Source organism: Selenomonadales bacterium (assembly GCA_017442105.1).
Classification (GTDB): domain Bacteria; phylum Bacillota; class Negativicutes; order RGIG982; family RGIG982; genus RGIG982.
The window spans coordinates 1-12,265 of the sequence record JAFSAX010000181.1; the positions used below are offsets into that span (position 1 = coordinate 1).

General features: G+C 51.8%; 12 protein-coding genes. 7 read left to right on the plus strand and 5 right to left on the minus strand.

Annotated features, from left to right (window positions below; translation table 11 throughout):
* Both IJN28_07175 and IJN28_07180 read right to left on the minus strand, forming a co-directional pair.
* Positions 1–1,417: N-acetylmuramoyl-L-alanine amidase (locus IJN28_07175; GenBank protein ID MBQ6713548.1), on the minus strand; the 1,417-nt coding region annotated here is incomplete at its 3' end.
* Between the two features lie 163 nt (positions 1,418–1,580).
* The gene (locus IJN28_07180) at positions 1,581–2,480 is read right to left on the minus strand and encodes a zinc ABC transporter substrate-binding protein (protein ID MBQ6713549.1); all 900 of its coding nucleotides are present in this window, start codon (positions 2,478–2,480) and stop codon (positions 1,581–1,583) included.
* Between the two features lie 220 nt (positions 2,481–2,700).
* Here IJN28_07180 and IJN28_07185 point away from each other — a divergent pair, with 220 nt between their 5' ends.
* From IJN28_07185 to IJN28_07195, 3 genes are read left to right on the plus strand one after another with little or no spacing between them, the layout of a single operon-like run.
* Complete coding sequence (locus IJN28_07185) at positions 2,701–3,579, plus strand: LysR family transcriptional regulator (GenBank protein ID MBQ6713550.1); 879 nt, start codon at positions 2,701–2,703, stop codon at positions 3,577–3,579.
* A gap of 60 nt (positions 3,580–3,639) precedes the next feature.
* Positions 3,640–4,029 (plus strand): glycosyltransferase family 2 protein, encoded by a 390-nt coding sequence (locus IJN28_07190; protein MBQ6713551.1) that lies wholly within the window; start codon positions 3,640–3,642, stop codon positions 4,027–4,029.
* Positions 3,911–4,630: a hypothetical protein gene (locus IJN28_07195; GenBank protein ID MBQ6713552.1), complete on the plus strand. Its 720-nt coding sequence runs from the start codon at positions 3,911–3,913 to the stop codon at positions 4,628–4,630. The genes IJN28_07190 and IJN28_07195 overlap by 119 nt, the downstream gene beginning before the upstream one ends.
* On the opposite strand, the gene IJN28_07200 is transcribed toward IJN28_07195, so the two are convergent.
* Positions 4,627–6,171: a YdcF family protein gene (locus IJN28_07200; protein MBQ6713553.1), complete on the minus strand. Its 1,545-nt coding sequence runs from the start codon at positions 6,169–6,171 to the stop codon at positions 4,627–4,629. The two genes, IJN28_07195 and IJN28_07200, sit on opposite strands and share 4 nt — an antisense overlap.
* 128 nt (positions 6,172–6,299) lie before the next feature.
* Positions 6,300–7,622, minus strand: coding sequence for an amidohydrolase (locus IJN28_07205; GenBank protein MBQ6713554.1), 1,323 nt, complete (start codon positions 7,620–7,622; stop codon positions 6,300–6,302).
* 190 nt (positions 7,623–7,812) lie between these two features.
* On the opposite strand from IJN28_07205, the gene IJN28_07210 reads away from it, so the two are divergent.
* The 4 genes from IJN28_07210 (at position 7,813) to IJN28_07225 (ending at position 11,312) form a co-directional block, all read left to right on the plus strand.
* Positions 7,813–9,210: a sodium:solute symporter family protein gene (locus IJN28_07210; protein ID MBQ6713555.1), complete on the plus strand. Its 1,398-nt coding sequence runs from the start codon at positions 7,813–7,815 to the stop codon at positions 9,208–9,210.
* A 99-nt stretch (positions 9,211–9,309) separates the two neighbouring features.
* The gene (locus tag IJN28_07215) at positions 9,310–10,095 is read left to right on the plus strand and encodes a carbon-nitrogen family hydrolase (GenBank protein ID MBQ6713556.1); all 786 of its coding nucleotides are present in this window, start codon (positions 9,310–9,312) and stop codon (positions 10,093–10,095) included.
* A gap of 16 nt (positions 10,096–10,111) precedes the next feature.
* Positions 10,112–10,885 carry a histidinol-phosphatase HisJ family protein gene (locus IJN28_07220; GenBank protein MBQ6713557.1) on the plus strand — a complete coding sequence of 258 codons (774 nt, stop codon included), beginning with the start codon at positions 10,112–10,114 and terminating at the stop codon, positions 10,883–10,885.
* Between the two features lie 10 nt (positions 10,886–10,895).
* Complete coding sequence (locus IJN28_07225; protein MBQ6713558.1) at positions 10,896–11,312, plus strand: HutP family protein; 417 nt, start codon at positions 10,896–10,898, stop codon at positions 11,310–11,312.
* A gap of 33 nt (positions 11,313–11,345) precedes the next feature.
* Here IJN28_07225 and IJN28_07230 read toward each other — a convergent pair whose 3' ends face one another.
* The gene (locus tag IJN28_07230; protein MBQ6713559.1) at positions 11,346–12,044 is read right to left on the minus strand and encodes a hypothetical protein; all 699 of its coding nucleotides are present in this window, start codon (positions 12,042–12,044) and stop codon (positions 11,346–11,348) included.
* Between the last annotated feature and the right edge of the window lie 221 nt (positions 12,045–12,265).

A 12,265-nucleotide genomic window follows, 5' to 3' on the forward strand; every position in this document is an offset into this window, starting at 1 on the left:
CGTGGGAATAGGTGATGCCGTTGATGTCCACCTGCTGGTCAAAGGTGATGGTGTTGTAGTTGCCGGCGGCAGCCTGCAGGAACTGGTTCTTCAGGTTGGCGGCCACCATAGCCACCAGACCGCCGGTGCGCTCGCTGGCGTCCTCCAGATTCTGAGCCAGGGCGCACAGCTTGTCCACGATGTCCTCGCTGTCGGGAGCGAAGGTCATCACGTGGGTGTCGGCGTGCTCACCCTGGGAAGCCAGAGTGTACAGGCGGTTGATGCGGTAGGCATCCTGCTCGCGGGCCAGCTGGGTCTTGGCAAACTCACGGATGACGTTCTCCACGGTGGCGGGGAAGGAAACATCCTCGGGAGCGCTGTGGTCCAGGGCGAACTTGACGCCGCGGTCTTTGCGCTTGAGGCGGTCGATCAGTTCGTCGTGAAGACACTTGCCGAGATAAGTATCATCGTAGATATAGACGCTCGTGCCGTTGGCTTCGGGATTGACGAACGAGTCGATGTGGATGCTGAGGAAGAGGTCGGCATTATTTTTATTGCCGACATCGACACGTGCCTGAAGCTCTTCGTTCGTCGTCGCATAAGCATGTGCAACGTCGGTATCCTTTTTGCGTGTCATCAATACTTTTGCGCCTGCTTCGGTCAGATGTTTTTCAAGAAGCAAGGCGACCTTGAGCGTGACATCTTTTTCGAGCAGACCGTTTTGGCCGACAGCACCGCTGTCGGAACCGCCGTGACCGGCATCGACGACGATCGTTTTACCGCGAAGTCCTGGTTTGGCATGCTTTTTCGGCTTGTCCTTCTCCGAGATATCGGACGGATATATCACCGTGCCGTGCGGGAGGTCGTCAATGATCTCGAAATTGATCTCGAACGGGTTGGAAGACTGTTTGGCAGGCTCTTTCTTAGCCTGTTCGACACTTTTCTTCTCGGCTTCGATCGTTTTTTGGACGCGTTCTAATTCTTTTTTGACATTCTCGGGCGGTTTGTTGACGTTACCGAAATCCATGACAAGGCGGTCGGGGCCTTTCAGCGCGAACAGGTTGATCTGGTCGCTGAATACGGACGCATCAACGACGATACGAACGGTCTTGGCGTCGAACTGGCTGATGCGTACTTGCTGAACGAACTGCGAGCCTTGTACGGGAATGAGGCGCGGGGCATTCTGGGCGAGCCATGCGTTTTGGATATCGACGGCGAATCGGTCGGGATTCGACAGCGAAAAACTGCGGTAGGCGATCGCCTGTGAGCCGTCAACGACGATGCGTACATTGCCGTTTGAATGACCGACGCGGATATTCGAAATTTTATTCATGCCTGCGATCTTACTGCTGAAATCTTGTGCGGCCGCTGCGTTTTGTGCGGGCTGTGCAGGCGCATTGGCAAATGCCGTTGCGCAAAAGGTAACAGTTAAGAGCATCACAAGCAGCAGTGCGAGATAGCGTTTCATGGGACAACACCTTTCGATTCTGACTTGTGCAAAGAAAAAAGCTGTAGCATGGTACAGCTTTTATGACTATTATACAGCGATATGCAGGTCGTAGACAACCTTTTTTTGTAAAAAGATCGTATGGAAATCATTGTTATCGAAGTGCTTCTTTGAGCGTCTGCGCATTGGCTTCCATCTTTTTGAGATAATCGGTCATCGCATCGGCGGTAAGATCGCCTGTTACGACCGGGTCGAGCGTGTAGATGGCTGCGCCCGTTTCGCGTGCGATCGTCTGTGCCGTTTTTTCGTTATACTGCGGTTCGATGAAGATGACCTCAGTATTCGTTTCTTTCATCAAACGGATACAATCTTCAACATCCTTTGCCGACGGTTCATGCCCGTGCTCGGAGGCGATGACATCCGTAACGGTAAGACCGAGATCTTTGGCAAGGTAGAAGAACGATTCGTGCATCGTTACGAAAGAAGTCTTCGTCGCGCCGCGAACGGCATCATTCATCTTAGCTTGGAGTTGAGAGAGCTCGCCGATATAGCGTTTGCTGTTATGGCGATACGCATCGGCATATTCGGGATCGGCTGCCGTCAACGGGCCTGTGATATTCTCTATCTGACGGATCTTGTTCGGGATGCTGACCCAGACGTGCGGATTTTCGTGACCGTGACTGTCGGTCACAAGCGCAAGGTCGCGGCTGGCATCAATGATCTTGAGGTCGGGACGCGTACGCTGTACTTTGCTAAGGAACGATTCCATGCCTGCGCCGTTGACGATCATCAGGTCGGCACGTTCGAGCGTCTTGATATTTTCGGGTGTCAGCTGATAGTCATGCAGACAGCCGACTTGCGGTTTTGTCAAGCATATGACCTTGACGCCGGGGACGTCTTTCGTCAGCTGCAGGGCATCAATATACATCGGATAGAAGCTCGTCACGATCGTGAAACGTGCTTTTTTCGGTGGAGTGTCGCTATTGGTAGAGCAGCCGCCCGCGCAGCAGACGATGAAACAGAGCGATATGAGCAATGTAAGGATTCGTTTCATGGAAAGTTCCCTCCTATTTGGGAATTATTCTTATTTATACAGTATAAAACAAACAGAAGCGTGGAGCAAGGGAATGAAGAATAGAAAAAAATAATAATATAATAAATTTTTCTTATAATAAATAAAAATTATGGAAGGAATGTTGAGTTTGATGTAGAATAAATATTTACATACGATAGATTCGGAAAAAACAATATGAACGAATGGGGGAAAAAGGAAGATGGAACTACGGCAACTGGAGTATTTTTATATGGCAAGCAGTCTGCGCAATATCACACGTGCGGCGCAAAAATTGCATGTATCGCAGCCGAATATTACGGTAGCCATCCAGAAGCTCGAGAGTGAGCTTGGTGTACAGCTTCTCGATCGCAGCCAGAAGCTTCTTACGCTGACTCCTGAAGGGAAGGTATTTTTGTCGCGCATCGAGGTCGCATTGGAGAATATCCGCGATGCGGTGCGTGAGCTTGACGATTACAAGAATCTGCAAAAAGGTGCCGTTAAGATCGGGATTCCGCCTATTGTTGGTGCGTATCTGTTTCCGAAGATCTTCTCGCATTTTCAGCAGCATCATCCCTCGCTTGAACTGTCGATCGTAGAGGACGGTTCGATGTCGATCCGTCAGGCACTTGAGGACGGGGATCTTGACCTTGGGATGGTCATCACGACGGGGATCGGTAATCTCTTGTCTACACAGCCTATCTTAAAAGAAGAGATCGTCGTTTGCCTGCCTGCATCGCATCGCTTGGCATCGCGTGAAACGATCGCACTTGAAGAGCTCGCGGGCGAACCGCTTACGATGCTGAAAAAAGGTTCGTACCATCGTCATGTCCTGATGGAGGCGTTTAAAGAGCTTGGTATCACGCCGAATATCATTTTGTCGTCGAACCAGGTCGAAACGATCAAAGGTCTTGTTGCGCGTAAAGTCGGCGTTTCGTTCCTGCCGCGTGTCACGCTTGAGGAAAGCGAGAAGATCGTCGGTGTTCCGCTGGAAGAGCCGCTTTATATCGACATCGGTCTTGCGTGGAAAAAAGACCGCTACATCTCGCGTGCAGGTCGTGCATTCATTGACTTCTGCACGAACTATTTGTCGAAAAAATAAGAAAAAAGCTATCTGTCGAGTGATCGAAAGATAGCTTTTTGGCTATACGGAGGTGTAGATATGTCAGTATCTGTGATCGTTCCCGTTTATAATGCAGAACGTTTTTTGCCGAAGGCGATCGAGTCTGTTCTTTCACAGACGTATACGGATTGGGAATTGATCCTCGTTGATGACGGATCGACTGACGGGTCGCTCGGTATTTGTGAAACGTATGCGAAACGCGATAGGCGTATCAAGGTTTTTTCGCAGGATAATCAGGGGGTGTCGTCTGCACGTAATCTGGGGCTTGGATATGCCTGCGGAGCGTATGTCACGTTCATGGACAGCGACGATGAGCTTGATACGGGTGCGTTTGAAGCGTGTCGGCAAGACGGGAGCGGACATGGTCGTCTTTTCGATAGACTTTGTTGCGTCAAACGGTGCAAAAGAAGTCCGCCTGCCTGCACTTGAAGATAGGGAATATACGGTCGATTCGTTTTTACGGACATATATTCAAAAAAAGGTGATGTATGTCTATTCTAATGCGAACAAGTGGTACAAGCGTTCGCTTCTCGATACATACGGTATCCGTTTTGATGAAGCGGTGCGGTTCGGAGAAGACCGCCTGTTCAACTATGAGGTCTTGCGAGTCGCGGACCGTATCTCGACGTTATCGCCTCGGTTTTATCGGTATTATCTGCGTAATAATGGGTCGCTGTCAAGTCGTTATATCGAAAACTTCGCAGAGATCGTCATGGAGCTTCATCGAGCGAAGGTCGCTATGCTTGAGCCGCATTTTAGAAGCGCAGAGGAGCGCAGACGATTCGTCGAGTGGGATGTGAAGACAGAGTTTTTCAATACGCTGGCTCATTTGTGCGAGGCGTGGCCACGGCTGTCGGTCGCGGAGCGCAGATCATTCTGCCAAAAACTGTCGACCGCAGCGTATCCGACGTATTTTTGGCGCGGACGATTGCGGTCGGGGTCGCTTCGTATCATGAGGTGCATCGTCGGTTGGCAAAATGTCGATATCTTGTATGCGGCTGTCGCCTGTTATCGCAGGCTGAAATATTAGCGGCATTTTTCGTATTCTGCAAGTACGATGTGATAGCCCATGATGTTGTTGTACCAGTCGTCTTTGTGCGTGTGCTCGCCGTAAGCGGGTATCGTAACGAATCGAATATTGCTTGAGAAAGAGTGTTTGGCAAGTTGGTCGAACACTCTTTTCATATGGAACCCGCCTGTTACGATGCCGACGTTTATGGGGCGCGATAACGCACTTTGGCAGTCTGCGAGAAGAGGAAGGATGTGCTTGATATTATCTGCGGTGCAGGTCGATTCGTTGTCTGTCAGGATGTTGTCGTCCGATACGCCGTGTGCGAGCAGATGCGCGCGCATATATTCGGCTTCGGTCATGTTGGCGGAGGCATCGGGACAGAAACAAGGGTTGCCGCCCGACAAGACATATCGGATCTTGCGGTCGGGGTCGTGCGCGAGTGCTTCTTTGATGCGGTATTTACAGCGGCTGCTGCCGAGAACGACGAGGACATCGATGCTATCGGTGTCTTTGTTTTGTTCATAAAAGACCGTTTCGGTGATGCGTGCGATCTTCTCTTCGGTGAGCGAGCGTCTGTTACGGTAGTACGACATGATGTCGTTGTACAGCGGTCTGATGCCTCTGTTCGTGTGTCCGTATACGAGCAGCTGCATTTCGCTATATGCCGCCGAAGCGCCGTTGCCTTCTATGATAACAGGGCCGTTGTCTGTGATGGCGATATCCCAGCAGATGTAGGTCAGCTCGGGGATGAGTCGAGCGGCTTTTATCGCAAGGGCTTCGGCCTCGCGATAGAACGGGACAGGCTCGTCTTGGAATACGGGCAGTATCTTGGCGTGGTCGGGATAGATGTGCGGTTGGCAGATAAACTTTCCGCTCGTGCGGTCGATGAGAACACCGAATCCGCCGTGGCTGATCTGATTTCCGTTTGCGCCGATCTGCATGAACGGATGAAGGACGATCTGTATGCTGCCGTCGATGTTGAGCGTGTGTATCTTGATGATGCTGACGGCTTTGTCGTAGATGCGGTCGAGCATCGCGTGCTGGTTGATGAATGCTTCTGCCAGCGTGCAGGATTCCTTGATGAGCGTACTTCGAAGCTCGTCACATTCGGTGCGGGTCATGCCTTTTTCGATCACGCGGATACCGCGTCCCATCGCGGCACCTCTCGGCTTGATGATGAGTTTGCCGTGTTTTTCAAGGAATGCATAAAACGCTTCGGGAGAAGACTCTTCGATCTCGATATACTCGCGTCCTGCGATGTCGCCGATACGCTTCAGCAAGCCGTATTTGTCACGCAGGATATAGAGCTTGGATTGGTCGTTGATCGATTCGACGAAATCAACATTGTGCTTGTTGAGAAAATGTGACTCTTGTTTCGCACGAGAGTCTTCCCATAAACGGAAGCTTAAAAAATATCGTGGCTTTACGTGATAGGTCAGCTTCCAGCGATATAACTGAAAAATTGTTGACGGCAGAGAAAACAAGGTGCGTTTCTGTTGTTTGATTGCTTCGCAGGCAATACTGAGCTCGTGGGCGAGCTTTTGCGATCTGGTCGACATGAAAATGTTCCTTTCTGCTGTTTGATCAAGAAAACGATAACACCATCTTATCAAAAAGATGGGTGGGATACAATGAAATACAATCGGTATGATGCTTGCCGCTCTGCGAAAAAACTTAGTATCAGGTGCTAATCGGCAAGTATAAGTGCTGTGAAAAGTGCTGTTGCAAGCGGAAGCGCATCTTCGTCGAAGTCGAAACGGTCGGTATGGTGTCCGCTCATGAGCTCGGTGCCGACGATGAGGTAGTCGGCTTGTCCGCCATGTGCTTGTACACGTTCGGCAAGTACGGTGAAGTCTTCGCTTGCGCCGAACGATACGCTTTTGTGTACGGCGGAGAAGATGCCGAGGTTACGAGCGATATCATAGGCGCGCTTTGCGAGTACATCGTCGCAGGTGAGCGATGAGGCTTGTCCTACGGTCGTGATATCGACGGTCGTGTCGTACATCATGGCGGACGCTGTCAGCACGCGCTTGGCATCGTCTGTCATGGCGCGGTTTATTGCTGTCGTTTCTCCGCGTACTTCTGCCGTAAGTGCTGCATGAGCGGGGATCGTGTTTCTGCCTTCGCCGGCATGGAGCGTACCGACGTTGATGCGGCTGATGCCGTCTGCGCGGCGCGGGAGTGCATGAAGCTGAAGTGCGGCAGTCGCGGCGGCGAGGAGGGCATTTTTTCCGCCGTCGGGTCGTGCGCCTGCGTGGGCGGGTGCGCCTTTGAAGGCGGCGTCGAGCTTCGTCGTTGCGAGGAAGTCTGTCGTACTTGCGCCGAGCGTGCCCGTCTTTGTAAGCGCGAATCCGAGATGGAATCCGTAGAGCTCATCGACGGTTGCCGGAAGCGTATCGGATATACCGCTTGCTCCGCGCACGCCTTCTTCGGCACTTTGGAAGAGGAGCATGACGGTGCCTTTGATATCATTTCTGCGCTCGGCAAGGAGCGCGGCGGTGCCGAGCCCGACAGCGATGTGGCCGTCGTGACCGCAAGCGTGCATACAGCCGTCGTGGACGGAGGCGAAACCTTCTCTGTGCGGGCGGTGGTCATCGTCTGTTGCTTCTGTCAGATCGTTCGCGTCGATATCGAATCGCAGGCAGACGGTCTTGCCTTCTTTGTTTCCGCGTAAAGTCGCACAGAGGCCTGTATATCCGCCGTCCATCAGCTTCATCAGACGCGGACTGACGCCATAGGAGAGGGCGCGCTCTTTTGCCTCAGCGAGTGCATCGGCTGTCGGCAGGCCGAGGCGCGCATCGGGCACGAGGATATCTCTTCCTAAGATGACTTCCCAACCGAGCTCGGTCAAGATCTCGGCGATCGTTGCCGTCGTGATATATTCTGTCCAGCCGACTTCCGCATAGCGGTGGAAGAAGCGTCGCCACTTGGTCAGCTGACTGTTCATTTCGTTTGCTTTTGTGATGATGGTATCCACGTTCACAGCCTTCTTTCCGTAACAAAAGATCATGTTATCTTGTTCTCTGATTGCCTTCATTTTCCTGCCGAATGTACGCGAGGGATTGACAAATATAAAGAAAAAAACTACAATAAAAGACAAATGACGATAGGGAGGACGGTAGAACAGCAGGTTACGGACGATAGAAACAGTAGAACGTATGGTAAAGTACAGTAGAGTAGTAGAAGGGTAGGAACAACATATGAGTATTCAATTTATCATTGTGCTCGCATACATTGCTTTTTTGTTCGGCATCAGCTTGTATGCGAAAAAAAGAGCAAGCACAAGTACAGGATTTTTATTTGCGGGACGTAAGCTGACGACACTTCTCGTCGCTACGAATATCACGGGTATCGCTGTCGGTGCGGCATCGACGATCGGTGTTGCGGAGAACGCATTCAAGGTCGGTATCGGTGCAGGCTGGTACAACGGGGCATGGGCAGCAGGTGCTGTCGTTATGGCGCTCGTGGCGGCTGACAGATATCGCCGCATGGAATGTACGACGATCCCGGAATTGTTTGAACGCTATTATGACAAAAAAGCGCGTATCATCAGCGTTATCGGTCTTATCACGATACAGATCGTTATTACTTCGCTTCAATATGTCGCGGGCGGTGCGATCCTCTCGACGCTTCTTCCCGACATGTTCTCGTTCCACGGCGGTATGTTGATGAGTGCGCTCGTATTCATCGGTACGACGCTCATCGGTGGTCTTTGGTCGGCAGGTCTTGCCAATGTCGTCAGCGTTGTTATCATCTACATCGGTATCCTCATCTCGACGATGCTGACGGTAGAGCACGCGGGCGGCTTCGACGGTATGATGGCATCCCTTCCGCAGAATGTCGGCTGGTTTGATCCCATAGGCCCGCTCGGTATCGCAACGGTCGTCGGCTGGTTCGTCGTTATGATCACGCAGGCTCTCTCGGCGCAGGCTCCCGTACAGGTCGCTTGTGCGGCAGCTGACGGCAAAACGGCAAAACGCGGCTTCCTCTTGGGCGCGCTCCTTATTTTCCCGATCGGTTTCCTTTGCGCGATCATGGGTATCGCGGCAAAAGCGATGCATCCCGAGATCTCGGCTACGATGGCACTTCCGCAGATGATCATGGCACTCGATCCGTTCGTATCGGGTATCACGCTTGCGGCACTTTGGGCGGCCGATGTATCGACGGCTTGCGCACTTCTCCTCGGCGCAGGTACGCTGTTCTCGCAGGATATCTTCAAACGATTTATTCGCCCGAATATCGATGAAAAAGGTTACACGCGCGTCAATCGTATCGCCATTCTCGGTATCGGTCTGATGACGCTCTGGCTTGCATTCAACGCAGTCGGTATATTGAAAACGATGCTCATCGGTCTGAGCCTTACGACGGCGTTCACGCTCGTATTCCTCATGACGATGTTTGCGCCGAGCCTTTGTCGTAAGAACACACCGTTCTATACGACGCTTGCCGGTATGATCGCGCTCGTGGCATGGCAGGTATGCCCTGATGTACGTGTCTTTGCACATCCGATCTATATGCAGTGGCTCGTCTGCGCGGTGACGTTCTTCATCGTAATGATCGTTGATAAACAAAAAATTAAAGAAATTAAGTATAAATAGAGGATACGATAGAACAAAGATAGAAAAAGAACCTGTATCAAACAGGTTCTTTTTTCGTCAGAAGAGATGATAGAGAAGAAATCGAAAGGGTTGAACGAAATGAAAGTATCAATTTTGCAAATGGAAGTTAAAATAGGTGATATCGAAGCGAATATGCGTGCTGTGGAAGAAGGCGTTGCTGTCATCGTCCGCGAGCAGGCGCCCGATGTCGTCGTATTGCCCGAGTTGTGGAACACGGGCTATGTGCCGAAGGTAGCGGCAGAGCTTGCCAAGGGTCAGAGAGAACGTCTTTGCCCGTGGATGGCAGAGCTTGCGATGCGCCACAATATCGTGCTCGTGGGCGGTTCTATCGCCAACGAATTGCACGGTCGTGTCTACAATACGAGCTTCGTATTCGATGCGGAAGGCGTTATCCTTGCCGAATATAATAAGGTGCATCTGTTCTCGCCTGCGAATGAACACTTGTTCTTCGATGGCGGTGATATCCTGCCGACGTTCTTTGTCGGAGGCCTTCGTGCGGCAGTCATCACGTGCTACGATATCCGTTTCCCCGAGTTTGTACGCATGGCGGCACTCAAAGGGATCAAAGTCTTGTTCGTCGTAGCCGCATGGCCGCATCCGCGCCAAGATCATTGGGATACTCTGCTGAAAGCGCGTGCCATCGAAAATCAAATGTTCGTCGCAGCCGCCAACACGGTCGGTACGGCAGGCAAGGTGACGATGTGCGGTCACTCGGTCATCCTTGACCCGTGGGGATTGCCTCTTGCGATGGCAGGCGAAGAAGAAACTGTCTTAACGGCAGAATTGCCGATTGCTTTGCGTGGGTCGGCGAAATCGAAGATCGATGTGATGGCAGACCGCAAACCGCACGTTTACCGTCTGTAAGAATAGGAGGAATATTATGCTGGTCGACAGTCATATTCATACAGAGATATCTACCGATAGCAAGATGAAGCTCGAGGAAGCATTTGCGTGCGCCGATAAGCTCGGTATCGGGCTGACACTGACGGAACACGTAGACCTCGGCTACCCCGATAAAACGATGTTCAACTTTAATTATGATGATTATTTTGCCCGCTATGGCAGCTATCGCTCGGACAAGCTCCGTCTTGGTGTCGAGATCGGCATGGAAACGGCATATACCGAAGCGAATCGTAAGATCGCCGAGGCACATCCGTTCGACTACGTGCTCGGTTCGATCCACATCGTAGACGGCATTGATATCTATCAGGAAGAATTTTATCGCGGTCGTCCGAAACAGCTCACATACGGTCGCTATTTTCAGTCGATGATAGATTGCCTTAAGTCCGATGTGTATATCGACGCGCTCGGTCATATCGACTATATCAGCCGTTATGCGCGATATGACAATACGGAGATCGATTACAACGCATTTCGCGACTATATCGACGAGGTGCTTCATCTCGTCATCGAACGTGAGATCGCGCTCGAACTCAACACGCGCCGTCTTTATGTTGCCCCGCAATCGGCGTATATGCTTGATACGATCTTCCGTCGCTATGAAGAGCTTGGCGGAAGTCTTGTCACCATCGGCTCCGATGCGCATAAGACGGAAGCGGTCGGTTGGTCTATCAAAGATGCGATGGCACTCGTTGACAGATGGGGACTTCGCCCCGTCTACTACGAAAACCGCCGTCCGCATGATATGAAATGAGGCGATATTGATGGAACATACGAGTATTGATGTAGGTCGTGCCGCGATGCAGATGGCACTTACGCGCTCTCGCGAAGACGAGCAGGCCGAACGCGCGCGCCTGGCAACGCTCGGTATTCGTGCGGCGGCTGTCGATTTTGGCGGCGGGTATCTCGATATCGTGAAGAAGATCATCGAGCGTGCCGTCGTTGCCGCCCAAAGACAAGGGCTTGTCAACGAAGATCATATCGGAGCAGGTGCCGTCGCAGGTGCTACGCACTCGGCGCTCGAACAGATCGCCAGCCGTGCGGCGGGACTCCATATCGGCGGTAAGATAGGCATTGCACGCCACCACGAGCATATTTGCGTCGCCATCTATGCAGGTGTCGGTGTTCTTCATCTTAATGAAGTAACGGTCGGTCTTGCGCACCGTTCGCTCGCAGAATAAAAAACGCCCTCCCGTAATCGGGAGGGCATGATTTTACTTTCGTTTCGGTCTGTATGTGTCGTCGATATCGCGTTTTAGGGCATAGAGCCGTACGTTCGTGTCGGTGTAAGCAGGCAGTTGGTCTAACATGAGAAGTCGTATCTTTTTTCTGTCTTCTTTCGATACAGGGCGATTCGGCGAAGCCTTGGCACCATGCTCGAGCTCGTCGCGAACGGAGAGCAGCAGACGGAGGTACGCTTCGTATGACTTCGTGTCGGTCGCTGCCATCTTCGTCATGCGATGCGCAAGTGCGGGCGGAAGCTTGCTCGGTACCTTCTGCATGATGAACCCGTTTTTGAGAACGAGTGCTTTGTCTGTCAGGCGGTCGACTTCGTAAAGTGCGGCTTGATACGACAGGCCGTCATGTTCGACGCGGTCTGAGAAATGAGCGGTGCGGCGATACGAGCGTTCAAGCCGTTTGGTATAAGAAGCATATTCGTCTATCCAGTCGGCGACGGCTTCGTACTGTATATCGGTCAACTTGTCGGGCGCACTGCGATACTGCTCGCCCCAGATTCCGACGGCCGCCCCGCATCCGATGAGGGCAAGAAGTGCCAAAACGCACAGCCCGATGCCGAAATAGCCGCGTGCGCGGAAGATCGACAGCGAGATGCGCCGACGAAACAAGAGAAAGATCAAGAGGCCGACTGCGGTGATGGCGATGACCAAGACGATATAAAATAACGAAAGCATAGCAGGTTGTCCTTTCATCACATAAACGTTTATCTATATAAGATTCTTGATAAGGACGTATCTTCCCTGCACAGCAAATGAAAAAGGAGGAAAACGATTGCAAGATTTTGGATTACGATTTTGGCGCACGACATGGCGGTTGATGAAACCGTACTGGAGGTCGGAAGAAAAGGCGCGCGCCATAGCACTTCTTATTTTTATCATCACACTCAATCTGGCAG